This window comes from Streptomyces sp. NPDC033178 (genome assembly GCF_055577685.1).
This window is the reverse complement of record NZ_JBVIPT010000002.1, coordinates 675130-689968: the sequence shown is the minus strand read 5'-3', so window position 1 is coordinate 689968 and position 14839 is coordinate 675130. Positions and strand designations below refer to the sequence as shown.

Here is a 14839-nt window from a genome sequence, read left to right as displayed (position 1 = left end):
GTCCAATGTAGAACCGTGACCCCTGCTGCGCCCGGTGTTACGCCCGAGCGGGGCACACCTGTACGCGCCCCAAAGGGGCGCGGGGAACTGCGCGACCAGCCACGACGCACCCGCAGACGAAGTACCGGACTTCCTGCGGAGCGGTCAGGTGCGCGCGGGCACACCGGTCAGCGCCGTGACCACAGGATCCAGTGCCTGGTTGATCTCGTCGCCCACCGAGCGGAAGAACGGCAGCGGGGCGCCGTACGGGTCGTACACCTCGTCAGCCTCTGCTGTCGGGGCCAGGAGCCACCCGCGTAGAGCTGCCGCGGCGCGGACCAGGGCCCGTGCGCGTTCGACCATGCCGTCTTCCAGGGGAGGGAGGGTGGCGGGGTCTATGGCGCGGACCAGGCGGGTGAACTCCTTCAGGGTGAAGGTGCGCAGGCCCGCCGAGTGGCCCATGGAGATGACCTGGGCGCGGTGGTCGCGGGTGGCCGTGAGGACGAGGTCGGCCCTGATGACGTGCTCGTCCAGGAGTTCACGGCCGACGAAGCCGGAGGCGTCCGCGCCGAAGTCCGCGAGGACCGCCTCCGCGTTGGCCTCCATGGGCGCGCCCTCGTGGCCCCAGGTACCGGCGCTCTCCACGATCAGACCGCCCCACAGGGGGTCGCCGAGCCGGTCCGCCAGGGCATGACGGGTCAGCCGCTCGGTGATCGGCGAGCGGCACACATTGCCGGTGCTGACGTGGAGGATGCGAAAAGAGGAGTCCCCCGAGGCCCCGTCGCCGTAAGCCCCCGTGTACCCCGTCCCCGTACCTATGCCACGCCCCGCGTCAGGGGCTGTCAATTCGCCACCTCGAGGTCGGGGACGACCTTTCGCAGCTCCTCCGCGGACAGGGCCCCCGCCCGCAGGAGCACCGGCACCTTGCCCGTGACGTCGACGATCGACGACGGGACGTTGCCGGGGGTCGGCCCGCCGTCCAGGTACACGGAGACGGAGTCGCCGAGCATCTCCTGCGCGGCGTCACAGTCCTCGGGGGACGGGTGGCCGGTCAGGTTCGCGGAGGAGACCGCCATCGGGCCGACCTCGGTCAGCAGCTCGATGGCGACCGGGTGCAGCGGCATACGCACGGCGACGGTCCCGCGGGTGTCCCCCAGGTCCCACTGGAGGGACGGCTGGTGCTTGGCGACCAGCGTGAGCGCGCCCGGCCAGAACGCGTCGACGAGCTCCCACGCCATCTCGGAGAAGTCGGTGACCAGGCCGTGCAGCGTGTTCGGGGAGCCGATGAGGACGGGCGTGGGCATGTTCCGGCCGCGGCCCTTGGCCTCCAGCAGGTCGGTCACGGCCTCCGAGCTGAACGCGTCGGCGCCGATCCCGTACACGGTGTCGGTCGGCAGCACCACGAGCTCGCCGCGGCGGACGGCGGACGCGGCCTCGCGCAGACCCGTCGAGCGGTCGGTCGCGTCGTTGGTGTCGTATCGCCGTGCCATATCAGCAAGCCTCCTCGAACACGCGGGCCCCGTTGGCCGCGCATCTAACGATTTCCACGTCGTCCACGCAAGAAGTCGCCGCTGTCATGGCGTCGCCCTGCGGGCGGTCGCGAACCGCGGCCGGTTGTTGAGGTCGGGGTGGTCCGCGGCATCGGCCCAGCCCCGCTCCTCGGTGAAGATCCACGGCACCTGCCCGCCCTGGGTGTCGGCGTGCTCGATGACGACGACACCGCCGGGCCGCAGCAGCCGGTGCGCGGTGCGCTCCAGACCGCGGATGAGGTCGAGGCCGTCCTCCCCCGAGAACAGGGCGAGTTCGGGGTCGTGGTCCCGGGCCTCCGGAGCGACGTACTCCCATTCGGTCAGCGGGATGTACGGCGGGTTGGAGATGACGAGGTCGACCTGGCCGTCGAGGTCGCGGAACGCGTCCAGGGCGTTGCCCTGGCGCAGGTCGACCCTGGATCCCTCGACGTTCTTACGGGTCCACCGCAGGGCGTCCTCGGACAGTTCGACGGCGTGGACGCGCGAGCGCGGCACCTCCTGCGCGAGGGCGAGCGCGATCGCGCCCGAGCCGGTGCACAGGTCGACGATCAGCGGCTCGACGACGTCCATCGCGCGTACGGCGTCTATGGCCCAGCCGACCACGGACTCCGTCTCGGGCCGGGGCACGAACACGCCCGGCCCGACCTGGAGTTCCAGATAGCGGAAGTAGGCCCGCCCGGTGATGTGCTGGAGCGGCTCGCGGGCCTCGCGGCGCGCGATCACCTCCCAGTACCGGGCGTCGAAGTCCGCGTCCTTGACGGTGTGCAGCTCGCCCCGCTTCACGCCGTGCACGAACGCGGCGAGTTCCTCGGCGTCGTTGCGCGGCGAGGGCACGCCGGCGTCGGCCAGCCGCTGGGTGGCCTGGGCCACTTCCGCGAGCAGCACGCCGCGGGGGTTTGGGGGTCGCCCCCCAAGATGTTGCTGCACGCTGGTCCTCCGGGAGCTGTGCTGTTGTCCGTCGAGCGGATGTGTACTGCGCTGTGTACTTGTACGTGCCTTACGCCGCGGCGAGCTTGGCGGCCGAGTCGGCGTCGACGCACGCCTGGATCACCGCGTCGAGATCGCCGTCGAGCACCTGGTCCAAGTTGTACGCCTTGAAGCCGACGCGGTGGTCCGAGATGCGGTTCTCCGGGAAGTTGTACGTACGGATCTTCTCGGAGCGGTCGACGGTACGGACCTGGCTGCGGCGGGCGTCCGCGGCCTTGCTCTCCGCTTCCTCCTGCGCCGCGGCGAGCAGCCTGGAGCGCAGGATACGCATCGCCTGCTCCTTGTTCTGCAGCTGGCTCTTCTCGTTCTGGCAGGAAGCGACGACTCCGGTGGGAATGTGCGTGATGCGCACGGCGGAGTCGGTCGTGTTGACGGACTGGCCGCCGGGCCCGGAGGAGCGGTAGACGTCGATCCGCAGGTCGTTCGCGAGGATCTCGACGTCGACCTCCTCGGCCTCGGGCGTGACGAGGACACCGGCTGCGGAGGTGTGGATCCGGCCCTGCGACTCGGTCGAGGGCACCCGCTGCACACGGTGCACCCCGCCCTCGTACTTCATCCGGGCCCAGACGCCCTGGCCGGGCTCGGTGGCACCCTGGCCGCCCTTGGTCTTCACGGCGACCTGGACGTCCTTGTAGCCGCCCAGCTCGGACTCGGTGGAGTCGATGATCTCGGTCTTCCAGCCGACGCGCTCGGCGTACCGGAGATACATGCGCAGCAGGTCACCGGCGAACAGGGCCGACTCGTCGCCGCCCGCTCCCGCCTTGATCTCCAGGATGACGTCCTTGTCGTCGCTGGGGTCGCGCGGAACGAGGAGCAGCCGCAGCTTCTCCGTCAGTTCCTCGCGCTGCTTCTCCAGCTCCTTGACCTCGGCCGCGAAGTCCGGGTCGTCGGCGACGAACTCCTTCGCCGTCTCGATGTCGTCCCCGGTCTGCTTCCAGGAGCGGTACGTCGCGACGATCGGGGTGAGCTCGGCGTAGCGCTTGTTGAGCTTGCGCGCGTTGGCCTGGTCGGCGTGGACCGACGGGTCAGCGAGCTTCTTCTCCAGATCGGCGTGCTCGCCGATCAGTTCCTCGACCGCCTCGAACATCTCCGGCTCCAATGGGCTGTCCCCCGCTCCATTACGGGCGCGGGGACGTAGGTACTACGACGAATAGGGGCTGCACCGCAAAGCGCCGGTCCCAGCGCCCCCTGGACGGAGGCACCGAAGACCGGCGCTGTGGGCTCGCTACTTGTTGTCAGCGGCAGCCTTGGCCTTGCCGAAGCGGGCCTCGAAGCGGGCCACGCGGCCACCGGTGTCGAGGATCTTCTGCTTGCCCGTGTAGAACGGGTGGCACTCGGAGCAGACCTCGGCGCGGACGGTGCCGCTGGAGATCGTGCTGCGGGTGGTGAACGACGCGCCACAGGTGCAGCTGACCTGCGTCTCGACGTACTCGGGGTGGATGTCGCGCTTCAAGGTGTCTCCTAGTTTCGGGAGGGCGCCGGGTCGCTGCCGCGGGATGCGGAGCGTGAACCGGGGCCGACGTACCAGTCTGCCAGGACTGGGGCCATCCCCCAAAACCGGGGGTTCGCGTCAGGTATTCCCTGCGGGTCGTCCGGGGCTTGTCGCGCAGTTCCCACCGGGCCCGCAGACAACGAACCGCCCCCGGCGGAGCGCCTAGCTCACGACACCCTTCGCCGCACCCGTAGCCGCACCCTTGGTCGCCGACTTCGGGATCGGGCGGTCGTTCTTCAGGGCGTCCCAGACCAGCTGGGACTTGGCCTTGAGAACGAGGACGCGGTTGCCGTCGGCAGGGTCGTACTGGACCGGCATCGTCACCATGTTCATGTTGGACGGGCTGATGCCCTTGAGGCCGTTGGCGAACGAGGCCAGGTCCTTGACCGAGTCGAGGTCGGTGTCGGTGGTGACGGTCTTCGTCGCGGTGTCCGCGAGGTCGAACAGCTTCTTCGGGCTGGTCAGTACGCCGATGTCCTTGACCTGCTCGACCAGGGCCTTGATGAACGCCTGCTGGAGCTGGATCCGGCCGAGGTCGGAGCCGTCGCCGACGCCGTGCCGGGTGCGGACCAGACCGAGTGCCTGCTTGCCGGTGAGCTGGTGCGTGCCGGCCTTCAGATTGAGGTGGCTCTCCTCGTCCCGGATGCTCTTGGTCGTGGTGACCTTGACGCCGCCGAGTTCGTCGATGAGCTTCTGGAAGCCGCTGAAGTCGACCTCGACGTAGTGGTCCATGCGGATGCCGGTCATCGACTCGACGGTCTTCACGGCGCAGGCGGCGCCGCCGGTCGAGTACGCGGAGTTGAACATCACCTGGGACCCGGCGTCGTGCTCGACGCCCTTGCTGTCGGTGCACTCGGGCCGGTCCACGAGGGTGTCGCGGGGTATGGAGACCACGCTGGCCTTCTTGTGGCCCTCGTAGACGTGCACGATCATCGCGGTGTCCGAGCGGGCACTGCCGTCGTCGACGCCGCCGCCGAGCTTCTTGTTGCCGCCGGAGCGGGTGTCGGAGCCGAGTACGAGGATGTCCTGCGAGCCATTGTCAACGTCCAGGGGCCGGTCGGTGCCGAGTGCCTGGTTGATGTCGACGCTCTTGATGTTGTCGTTGAGCTTGAAGTACATGAACCCGAGGCCGGTACCGCCCAGCACGACGACGCCCGCGGCGGCCCAGGCCGTGATGACCAGCGCCTTGTGGCGCGTGCTCCGCGGCTTGCGGCGGCGGCCCTTGGCGCGGTTGCGCGGGGCGCTGGAACCGGAATCCTCCGGTGTACCGGGTTCCGGCATGCTCTCGGCAGACATGTGCTCCTCAGTCCTCGTACGTTCGGTTACCCCCTGCAGTCAGGGTCAGGCCTGGTCATCTGCCCGCGACGTCTCTGTCAGGACCCGTCAGGTCAGACGTTGAAACCGAAAAAAGGGTTGCACGACGCGCTGTGACCGCACTGTGGATCAACGGACACACTGTGTGAGGGGCGAGGCGGACTGTCGAGCGCTCACCTGGGCTTTCGATGGCGGACGGCGTGCTTCCGCGAGCACGTGGCGCTCTTCACATCTGTGGCGAAGGTCTCTCCACCACCCATTTCACCGGGGCTCCGGCAACGCGAAGGGCCACCCCGTTGCGTACGGAGGTGGCCCTTCGCGTAACCGGCCCGGCCGGCTGTGGATCCGTCAGTCGTTGCCGTTGCCCGGCATCGGCGTCGTCTTCTGGATCTGCAGCAGGAACTCGGCGTTCGACTTCGTCTGCTTCATCTTGTCGAGCAGCAGCTCGATCGCCTGCTGCTGGTCGAGCGCGTGCAGCACGCGACGCAGCTTCCAGGTGATGGCGAGCTCGTCGCTGCCGAGCAGGAGCTCTTCCTTACGGGTACCGGACGCGTCCACGTCCACCGCCGGGAAGACGCGCTTGTCGGCGAGCTTGCGGTCGAGCTTGAGCTCCGCGTTGCCGGTGCCCTTGAACTCCTCGAAGATGACCTCGTCCATGCGCGAGCCGGTGTCGACCAGCGCGGTGGCCAGGATCGTCAGCGAGCCGCCGTCCTCGATGTTGCGCGCGGCACCGAAGAAGCGCTTCGGCGGGTACAGCGCGGTCGAGTCGACACCACCGGACAGGATGCGGCCGGAGGCCGGGGCTGCCAGGTTGTACGCACGGCCCAGACGCGTGATCGAGTCGAGCAGCACGACGACGTCGTGACCCAGCTCTACCAGGCGCTTGGCGCGCTCGATGGCGAGCTCGGCGACCGTGGTGTGGTCCTCGGCCGGACGGTCGAAGGTCGAGGAGATGACCTCGCCCTTCACCGACCGCTGCATGTCGGTGACCTCTTCCGGACGCTCGTCGACCAGGACGACCATCAGGTGGCACTCGGGGTTGTTGTGCGTGATCGCGTTGGCGATCGCCTGCATGATCATGGTCTTGCCGGTCTTCGGCGGGGCCACGATCAGACCGCGCTGGCCCTTACCGATCGGCGCGACGAGGTCGATGATGCGGGTGGTCAGCACGCCCGGGTCGGTCTCCAGACGGAGCCGGTCCTGCGGGTAAAGAGGCGTCAGCTTGTTGAACTCCGGGCGGCCGCGGCCGGATTCGGCAGCCATGCCGTTCGCGGAGTCGAGGCGGACCAGCGCGTTGAACTTCTCGCGGCGCTCGCCGTCCTTGGGCTGACGGACCGCGCCGGTGACGTGGTCACCCTTGCGCAGACCGTTCTTGCGGACCTGGGCGAGGGAGACGTACACGTCGTTCGGGCCGGGCAGGTAGCCCGACGTACGAATGAACGCGTAGTTGTCGAGGATGTCCAGGATGCCCGCGACGGGAATCAGGACGTCGTCGTCGGCGACCTGCGGCTCGTTGGGGCCGAACTCGTCGCGGCCGCGCCGGCCACGGCGGTCCCGGTAACGACCGCGGCGGCCGCGGCGGCCACCCTCGAAGTCGTCGTCGTCCTGGGGCCCGTTGTCACGCTGGCGGTCCTGGCGGTCCTGACGACCGCCGCCCTGCTGCTGGCCGCCCTGACGGTCCTGGCGCTGCTGGTTGCCACCGCCCTGACCGCCCTGACCACCCTGGCCGCCCTGCTGCTCGTCGCCCTTGCCACGGCGGTCGCGGTCGCCGCGGCCTCCGCGGTCACGGTCGCCGCGCTCGCCACGGTCACGGCGGTCGCGGCGGCCCTGACGGCCCTCGCCACCGTCACCGGCGTCGCCCTTGGCCTCGCCCTGGGACTGGGCGGGCGTCTCGGCCTTCGGCTCGCTCTTCGCCTCGGCGGTGACCGTCTCGGGGCTGCCGGCCTCGGAGGTCGCGCGGCGCCGGCGGCGCTCGGCCGGGGCGTCGTCTCCCCCACGCTCGGCTTCGCTCGCGCGGGAGGGGCCCCCGTCGGGCTGGCCGGGGATCTCGATCTGCTGCTGTGCCACGGCCTTCTCGGCCTTGGCCTCCGCCTTCTTGTCGGCGGGAGCGGCGTCGTCGCCCGTACGGGCCTTCGAGGTGGCCCGGCGCTTCGGCTTGGTCTCAGTGGCGTCCGCGGCGGCGGAGGACGCGGCCTTGGCCGGGGCTCCCCCGCCCGCCTGCGCCTCCTTGATGACCTCGATCAGCTGGCTCTTGCGCATCCGCGCGGTGCCCCTGATGCCGAGGCCGGATGCGACCTGCTGCAGCTCGGCCAGCACCATGCCCTCAAGGCCGGTACCGCGGCGCCGACGGGAGCCGGCACCGGTGGCAGGCGCGGAGGCGTCCGTGGCGGGCGCGGCAGCGGTCTCCTCGACACGTGCGCCCATCAGATCGGTGGTGTCGCTCACGAAGGGTCCTTCCCTGGAGCGGACGTCGGCCTGTCTGGCTCGGCGACCGGTTGTGCTGTCCGACAGTGGTCCTTGCTGTGTGGACCGTGCCGGGGCGGTGGTCCGCCAAAAGGCGGAGGGAATTTCTGGGATGGCGATTCCCGGGGCCGGGGCACTGAGGTTCCGTGTCCATCGGCTCGGTCACGCCGGTTCCGGAGCGTGCTCAGCACCGCTCAGCGCGTAGCACCCAATGCATGGCACAAAGCGATTTGGGGGGCTCCCGGAAGAATGGTTGTCCCGGACGGGGACGTGAAGCACCTCGCCATGGTGGGGTCGGGTGCAGACTTGAGGTTAACACTACCGGATCCAACAAACATTCCCCCTCTCGAAATCCGGCGACCGTGTGTCACGGAGCAAGCGGCAGCACGCTCGCCCCCGTGGCGTCGAGGCCCAGCCGGTTGGCCGCCCAGCCCTCTCCCGCCAGTCGTGCGACCTTGTCGGCCGCGGTGTCGGCGGCGAGCGCGAGCACGGTGGGCCCGGCGCCGGAGATCACCGCGGGAATCCCGTCGGCCCGCAGCCGCTCCACCAGCGCCGCGCTCTCCGGCATCGCCGGGGCGCGGTACTCCTGGTGCAGTCGGTCCTCGGTGGCGGGCAGCAGCAGCTCGGGGCGCCTGGTCAGGGCCTCGACAAGCAGTGCGGCGCGGCCCGCGTTGGCGGCGGCGTCGACGTGTGGAACGGAGCGCGGGAGCAGTCCTCGGGCGGTCTCCGTCAGGACCGGCTTCGCCGGTACGAAAACCACCGGAACGATGGAATCGGCGGGTTCCATCCTGATGGCGCGCGCTGATCCGCCCTCCATCCAGGACAGCGTGAAACCGCCGAGCAGACACGCCGCGACGTTGTCGGGGTGGCCCTCGATCTCCGTCGCGAGCTCAAGGAGCGCCTCGTCGTCGAGCTTGCTGTCGCCACCTATGGTCACAGCGCGTGCGGCCACGATGCCGGCACAGATGGCCGCCGACGAGGAGCCGAGGCCCCGGCCGTGCGGGATGCGGTTGGCGCAGACGATCTCAAGACCGCGCGGCTGTCCGCCGAGCAGATCGAAGGCGGTGCGCAGGGAACGTACGAGCAGGTGGCTCTCGTCGCGTGGGAGCGTCTCGCTGCCCTCGCCTGCGATGTCGATGTTCAGTCCGGAGTCGGCCACCCGGACGACCACGTCGTCGTACAGCCCCAGTGACAGACCGAAGGCGTCGAAGCCCGGGCCGAGGTTGGCACTGGTGGCGGGGACGCGCACCCGGACGGCGGCGGCGCGGAACGCTGGACCGGCCATCGCTCGATGACTCTCCTTGAGCTTGAGCTGCGAGATTGTCGAAATCCTGCGAGACATACGGAAAATGCGGAAGACCCGGAGGCCGCAGGGACGGCGCGGCACCGCGGCATATGCGGCGGGCGGGTTCGGTACAGCCTATCGAAGGAAGGTTCTGTGGCGACATAGGGCGCACAGGAGGCGCACGATGCGTGTCGTAAGCCCCTTGTGCACCCCCTGTCGGGCGGTACTGGGTGTACGCCGGATTCGCCACGGTTTCACGGCGGGTCCGGGGGCGGAACCGCCGCGGGGCGCCCCGGCGTTCGTGTCGGATTACGCCAGGCCGAGGCGCTCGGCGGCCGTTGCCGCGTCGACCGGGACCGTGACCGGCTGCGGTGCGCCCGCGACGGCCCAGTCGGGGTCCTTGAGGCCGTTTCCGGTCACCGTGCAGACGATGCGCTGGCCCGGGTCGACCTTGCCCTGCTCGGCGGCCTTGAGCAGACCGGCGACCGAGGCCGCGGAGGCGGGCTCGACGAAGACGCCCTCCTGAGCGGCCAACAGGCGGTAGGCGCGCAGGATCTCACGGTCCGTCACCTCGTCGATGAAGCCGCCCGACTCGTCTCGCGCGGCCAGCGCGAACTTCCACGAGGCCGGGTTGCCGATGCGGATCGCGGTGGCGATCGTCGAGGGGTCCTTGACGACCTCGCCGCGCACGATGGGCGCGGAACCGGACGCCTGGAAGCCCCACATGCGCGGGGTCTGCCCGGCGATCCCGTCGGCGGCGTACTCGGTGTACCCCTTCCAGTACGCGGTGATGTTGCCCGCGTTGCCCACCGGAAGGACGTGGATGTCGGGGGCGTCGCCCAGCATGTCCACGATCTCGAAGGCGGCGGTCTTCTGTCCCTCGATACGCACCGGGTTCACCGAATTGACCAGCGCCACCGGGTAGTTGTCGGAGAGGCTGCGCGCCAGCGTGAGGCAGTCGTCGAAGTTGCCGTCGACCTGGAGGATCTTCGCGCCGTGCACGAGCGCCTGACCCATCTTGCCGAGCGCGATCTTGCCCTGCGGGACAAGAACGGCACAGACCATTCCGGCCCGTACGGCATACGCGGCGGCGGAGGCAGACGTGTTGCCCGTCGAGGCGCAGATGACGGCCTTCGCGCCCTCCTCCTTGGCCCGTGTGATGGCCATGGTCATGCCGCGGTCCTTGAAGGACCCGGTGGGGTTGGCACCCTCGACCTTGAGGTGGACCTCGCAGCCCGTGCCCTCGGAGAGCACCTGCGCCGGCACGAGCGGCGTACCGCCCTCGCGCAGCGTCACGACCGGCGTGGTGTCGGATACCGGCAGCCGGTCCCGGTACTCCTCGATGATTCCGCGCCACTGGTGGGTCATTGCTCGTTACTCTCCTTCAACCCGCATGATGCTGGCGACACCCCGCACGGTGTCGAGGTTGCGCAACGCCTCGACGGTCCCGTTGAGGGACGCGTCGGACGCGCGGTGCGTGACGACGACGAGAGAGGCCTCGCCGCCTCCGTCCTGTCGGCCTTGCTGCCGAACGGTATCGATCGAGACACCGTGCTCGGCGAAAACGGTCGCAACCTGGGCGAGAACACCCGGTTTGTCCGCCACATCGAGGCTGATGTGATAGCGGGTCACGACCTCGCCCATGGGACTCACGGGCAGCTGGGTGTACGCCGAGTCGCCGGGCCCGGTCGCACCGCTGAGCTTGTTGCGGCAGACGGCGACGAGGTCGCCGAGGACGGCGGAGGCCGTCGGTGCGCCACCGGCGCCCGGCCCGTAGAACATGAGCTGCCCGGCGGCGTCCGACTCGACGAACACGGCGTTGTACGCGCCGCGCACGGAGGCGAGGGGGTGGCTCAGCGGAATCATGGCGGGGTGCACGCGCGCGGTGACCGATCCCCCGTCGGCGGCCCGCTCACAGATGGCGAGCAGCTTGATGGTGCAGCCCATCCGCGTCGCCGAGGCGAAGTCGGCGGCGGTGACCTCGGTCATGCCCTCGCGGTAGACGTCGTCGAGACGCACGCGCGTGTGGAAGGCGATCCCGGCGAGGATGGCTGCCTTGGCGGCGGCGTCGAACCCCTCGACGTCGGCGGTCGGGTCGGCTTCGGCGTACCCCAGGGCGGTGGCCTCGTCGAGGGCCTCCTGGTAGCCGGCCCCCGTGGAGTCCATCTTGTCGAGGATGAAGTTGGTGGTGCCGTTGACGATGCCCAGTACCCGGTTGACCTTGTCGCCGGCGAGGGACTCGCGCAGCGGGCGGATCAGCGGGATGGCACCGGCGACGGCGGCCTCGTAGTAGAGGTCCCTGCCCTGCTCCTCGGCGAGGGCGTGCAGCGCGGCACCGTCCTGGGCGAGGAGCGCCTTGTTCGCGGAGACGACGGACGCGCCGTGCTCGAAGGCGGTGGTGATGAGCGTACGGGCGGGCTCGATACCGCCGATGACCTCGACGACGACGTCGATGTCCCCGCCCTTGACGAGCGCGGTGGCGTCGGTGGTGACGAGGGCGGGGTCGATACCTTCGCGCACCTTGGAGGGCCGGCGCACGGCCACACCCGCCAGCTCGACGGGGGCACCGATGCGCGCGGCGAGATCGTCGGCGTGCGTCGTCATGATGCGCGCCACCTCTGAGCCGACAACCCCACAGCCCAGCAGCGCCACCTTCAGCGGACGCGTACGCATCATCCGACCTCGTTTCCTCATACCGTCACGGTGGGACCAGTCTCACTCACCGGACGGGGGTTTCTATCCCTCGTCCGGATCGTGAGATGTCTATTTCATTTGCGCGAGGGCGACAGACAGGAGATCTTCCGCCCCGCTCAGCATTGTGCCGTCATTCCTGTCAGCCGACGTCGAGACGCAGGAGGTCCTCCTCCGTCTCACGGCGGACGATCACGCGCGCCTCGCCGTCGCGGACCGCGACGACCGGCGGGCGCAGGGCGTGGTTGTAGTTGCTCGCCATCGAGCGGCAGTACGCACCGGTGGCCGGCACCGCGATGAGGTCGCCGGGCGCGAGGTCGGAGGGCAGGAAGGCGTCCTTCACGACGATGTCGCCGCTCTCGCAGTGCTTGCCGACGACGCGTACGAGCATGGGTTCGGCGTCGCTCGCACGGGAGACGAGCGCGACGCTGTACTCGGCGTCGTACAGCGCGGTGCGGATGTTGTCGGACATGCCGCCGTCGACGGACACGTACGTACGCAGTCCTTCGAGGGGCTTGATGGTGCCGACCTCGTAGAGGGTGAAGGCGGTGGGCCCGACGATGGCGCGCCCGGGCTCGACCGAGATGCGAGGCGTCCTCAACTTCGCGGCCTCGCACTCGCGCGTGACGATCTCGCCGAGCGCCTTGGCGATCTCGTGCGGCTCACGCGGGTCGTCGTCGCTGGTGTAGGCGATGCCGAGGCCGCCACCGAGGTCGATCTCGGGAAGCTCGACGCCGTGCTCGTCACGGACGGCGGCGAGGAGTGCCACGACACGACGGGCGGCCACCTCGAACCCCGCCATGTCGAAGATCTGCGACCCGATGTGGGAGTGGATGCCGATCAGTTCGAGCCCGTCGAGGGTCAGCGCGCGCCGTACGGCCTCGGCGGCCTGCCCGTCCGCGAGCGCGATGCCGAACTTCTGGTCCTCGTGCGCGGTGGCGATGAACTCGTGGGTGTGGGCCTCGACGCCGACGGTGACGCGGATCTGCACACGCTGCCGCGTGCCGAGCGACTGCGCGATGTGGGCAACGCGCACAATCTCCTGGAAGGAGTCGAGAACGATCCGCCCGACACCGGCCTCTATGGCCTGAGTGATCTCGTCCGTCGACTTGTTGTTGCCGTGGAAGGCGATCCGGTCGGCGGGCATCCCGGCAGAGAGGGCGGTGGTCAGCTCGCCGCCGGAGCAGACGTCGAGGTTGAGCCCCTCCTCGTGCAGCCAGCGCACGATGGCGCGGGAGAGGAACGCCTTCCCCGCGTAGAAGACGTCGGCGTCGTGCCCGAAGGCGGTACGCCAGGCACGCGCCCGCGCCCGGAAGTCGGTCTCGTCGACGAAGTAGGCGGGCGTGCCGAACTCCTCGGCGAGCGCGGCGACGCCGATCCCCCCGACGCCGACCTCACCGGTGTCCGTACGCGTGACGGTCTGGGCCCAGACCTTCGGGTCGAGGGCGTTCAGGTCGGCGGGCGGGGCGGAGTAGTGGCCCTCGGGCCAGACATCGGCGTGACGGGGCCCGGCGGGGTGTGCGGAACGGCTCATGGCTGTATGGGCTTTCTCAGAGATTCTGGAGACATCTAGAGATGTTCTGGGGCGTCGATGCCGAGCAGGGACAAGCCGCCGGCCAGCACCGTCCCGGCGGCTTCGGCAAGCGCGAGCCGGGCGCGGTGGGCGGCCGAGGGTTTCTCGTCACCCAGCGGAAGCACGGTGTGCTGGATGCCGAGCATCGCGTCGGCGGTGGTGACGAGGTGCCGGGCGAGACGGTCGGGAGCACGGTTGCGGGCCGCGGTGGCGAGGGCGTGGGGGTGGGCGGCGAGGGCGTCGACGAGTGGCGTCGCGTTGTCCTGTACGTCGCCGGGGGCGCTGCTGAAGCCGAGGGCGGCGGCGTTGCGGCTGAGGGCCCGGCTACGGGCGTGGGCGTACCGGACCCTGAAGAGGGGGTTGGTCTCGCGCTGGACGAGGTGGTCCGCGGTGATGCGGGGGCCGTCGTGCGACGCGGGGTGCAGCAGCGCCCAGCGGGCGGCGTCGCGGCCGAGGGGGGTGGGGTCCTGGACGGCCGGTACGGGCCGGACGTTGACCTTGAGAGGCGCCGGCGCACCGGGCCTGCCGTGGGCGTCGACGCTGACACCGAGAACGGCTGCCCAGGCCGGGGCGGGCTCGCCCTCACAGGACGTACGGACGAGGGCGCCCTGGGAGCGAAGGATCCGGGCGACGGCCTGAGCGGTGACGGCGGCCCGCACTTCACGGGGATGGTGAAGCTGTACGAGGTCCCCGGTGGGCTCGTCGACGAACCCGTACCGCGCACCGCGCCGCAGAACCTCGGCGACGAGGGCCTGCCCCCCGCCGCCGTCGAGGGTGATGTTGAGGAAGCCGGGCCCGGTGATGTCGACACCGGCCACGCCTTCCGCGCCCGCGAGGTGCGACCGCAGGATCTCGGCGACCTCCTGCGGCGGGCGTCCGGCGGGGCGGGCCAGTTGCAGGGCGACGTTCGTGGCGTAGTCCCCACGGCCGCCGGGACCCGGGGGCGCAACCTGGGCCCGCTCCGGCACCGGCGCGACAAGCTCACCCGCGTCCACCGCGCAGCGCACTGCACGCAGGACGGTACGGGAGAGCTCGACGGGGGTCACGGGACAAGCGTAGGGGAGGAGGGGGGTGGGTAGGCGAACTGGTTTGGGGGAGGGTCCGGGATGTGGACGGTGGGGTTGGGACGGGCACGGGGGCGGGGCGGGCCGGTGGCCGGTGGGCTGGTGCGGGCCGGTGGGGGTTGCCGCGCCGGGTCGTCGAGTCGCCGGAGTGGGGTCGGGGCGGGGGAGTGGAGTCGGGGCGGCGGCGACATGTCCGTCCTCGGTCTGGCGCGATGAAGTGGGTGAAGTGAGTGACGTGAGTGAAGTGGGATCGCATGGCAGGGAACCCGGCGGGGACGCGCCATCAGCTGCGGGCGGCCACGTCGCCACGCCCCCTGTGGCCGTCGGCTGACGGCTGAGGGCTGAGGGCTGACGACCTCGGTTGTCGGCTGACGGCTGACGGCTGACGGCTGACGGCTGACGGCTGACGGCTGACGGCTGACGGCTGACGGCTGACGGCTGACGGCTGACGGCTGACGGCTG

At 70.2% G+C, this 14839-nt stretch carries 12 protein-coding genes; all 12 read right to left on the bottom strand.

From position 1 onward, the window contains the following. Positions 1-144: 144 nt before the first annotated feature. The 12 genes from ACZ5VQ_RS06985 to nrtL all read right to left on the bottom strand — a co-directional run bounded on the left by ACZ5VQ_RS06985 (position 145) and on the right by nrtL (position 14359). Positions 145-825 carry an arsenate reductase/protein-tyrosine-phosphatase family protein gene (locus tag ACZ5VQ_RS06985; RefSeq protein ID WP_386667805.1) on the bottom strand — a complete coding sequence of 227 codons (681 nt, stop codon included), beginning with the start codon at positions 823-825 and terminating at the stop codon, positions 145-147. Continuing rightward, positions 822-1469, bottom strand: a complete 648-nt coding sequence (locus ACZ5VQ_RS06980; protein ID WP_469103992.1) for an L-threonylcarbamoyladenylate synthase — start codon at positions 1467-1469, stop codon at positions 822-824. The genes ACZ5VQ_RS06985 and ACZ5VQ_RS06980 overlap by 4 nt, the downstream gene beginning before the upstream one ends. 84 nt (positions 1470-1553) lie before the next feature. Further along, positions 1554-2393, bottom strand: coding sequence for a peptide chain release factor N(5)-glutamine methyltransferase (prmC, locus tag ACZ5VQ_RS06975; RefSeq protein ID WP_398894581.1), 840 nt, complete (start codon positions 2391-2393; stop codon positions 1554-1556). A 112-nt stretch (positions 2394-2505) separates the two neighbouring features. Further along, positions 2506-3582 (bottom strand): peptide chain release factor 1, encoded by a 1077-nt coding sequence (prfA, locus tag ACZ5VQ_RS06970; RefSeq protein ID WP_143636225.1) that lies wholly within the window; start codon positions 3580-3582, stop codon positions 2506-2508. 138 nt (positions 3583-3720) lie between these two features. After that, positions 3721-3948 carry a 50S ribosomal protein L31 gene (rpmE, locus tag ACZ5VQ_RS06965; RefSeq protein ID WP_055614408.1) on the bottom strand — a complete coding sequence of 76 codons (228 nt, stop codon included), beginning with the start codon at positions 3946-3948 and terminating at the stop codon, positions 3721-3723. A gap of 201 nt (positions 3949-4149) precedes the next feature. After that, positions 4150-5283, bottom strand: coding sequence for an LCP family protein (locus ACZ5VQ_RS06960; RefSeq protein WP_469103991.1), 1134 nt, complete (start codon positions 5281-5283; stop codon positions 4150-4152). A gap of 366 nt (positions 5284-5649) precedes the next feature. Then, positions 5650-7746: a transcription termination factor Rho gene (gene rho / locus ACZ5VQ_RS06955; RefSeq protein WP_469103990.1), complete on the bottom strand. Its 2097-nt coding sequence runs from the start codon at positions 7744-7746 to the stop codon at positions 5650-5652. 385 nt (positions 7747-8131) lie between these two features. Beyond that, a complete protein-coding gene (gene thrB, locus ACZ5VQ_RS06950) occupies positions 8132-9049 on the bottom strand; it encodes a homoserine kinase (protein ID WP_189837651.1) in 918 nt (305 codons plus the stop codon). A 309-nt stretch (positions 9050-9358) separates the two neighbouring features. Beyond that, positions 9359-10417, bottom strand: coding sequence for a threonine synthase (gene thrC, locus ACZ5VQ_RS06945; protein ID WP_469103989.1), 1059 nt, complete (start codon positions 10415-10417; stop codon positions 9359-9361). Positions 10418-10423: 6 nt separating this feature from the next. Next, complete coding sequence (locus ACZ5VQ_RS06940) at positions 10424-11722, bottom strand: homoserine dehydrogenase (protein WP_388479948.1); 1299 nt, start codon at positions 11720-11722, stop codon at positions 10424-10426. A 160-nt stretch (positions 11723-11882) separates the two neighbouring features. Beyond that, the gene (gene lysA, locus ACZ5VQ_RS06935) at positions 11883-13274 is read right to left on the bottom strand and encodes a diaminopimelate decarboxylase (protein ID WP_469103988.1); all 1392 of its coding nucleotides are present in this window, start codon (positions 13272-13274) and stop codon (positions 11883-11885) included. A gap of 35 nt (positions 13275-13309) precedes the next feature. Continuing rightward, positions 13310-14359, bottom strand: coding sequence for an ArgS-related anticodon-binding protein NrtL (gene nrtL, locus ACZ5VQ_RS06930; protein WP_469103987.1), 1050 nt, complete (start codon positions 14357-14359; stop codon positions 13310-13312). Positions 14360-14839: the final 480 nt, after the last annotated feature.

Bases quoted from the DNA above. Each gene is read 5' to 3' on its own strand.
- ACZ5VQ_RS06980 (WP_469103992.1), bottom strand. From the start codon at position 1,469: ATGGCACGGCGATACGACACCAACGACGCGACCGACCGCTCGACGGGT.
- prfA (WP_143636225.1), bottom strand. From the start codon at position 3,582: ATGTTCGAGGCGGTCGAGGAACTGATCGGCGAGCACGCCGATCTGGAG.
- ACZ5VQ_RS06960 (WP_469103991.1), bottom strand. From the start codon at position 5,283: ATGTCTGCCGAGAGCATGCCGGAACCCGGTACACCGGAGGATTCCGGT.
- thrB (WP_189837651.1), bottom strand. From the start codon at position 9,049: ATGGCCGGTCCAGCGTTCCGCGCCGCCGCCGTCCGGGTGCGCGTCCCC.
- thrC (WP_469103989.1), bottom strand. From the start codon at position 10,417: ATGACCCACCAGTGGCGCGGAATCATCGAGGAGTACCGGGACCGGCTG.
- ACZ5VQ_RS06940 (WP_388479948.1), bottom strand. From the start codon at position 11,722: ATGCGTACGCGTCCGCTGAAGGTGGCGCTGCTGGGCTGTGGGGTTGTC.
- lysA (WP_469103988.1), bottom strand. From the start codon at position 13,274: ATGAGCCGTTCCGCACACCCCGCCGGGCCCCGTCACGCCGATGTCTGG.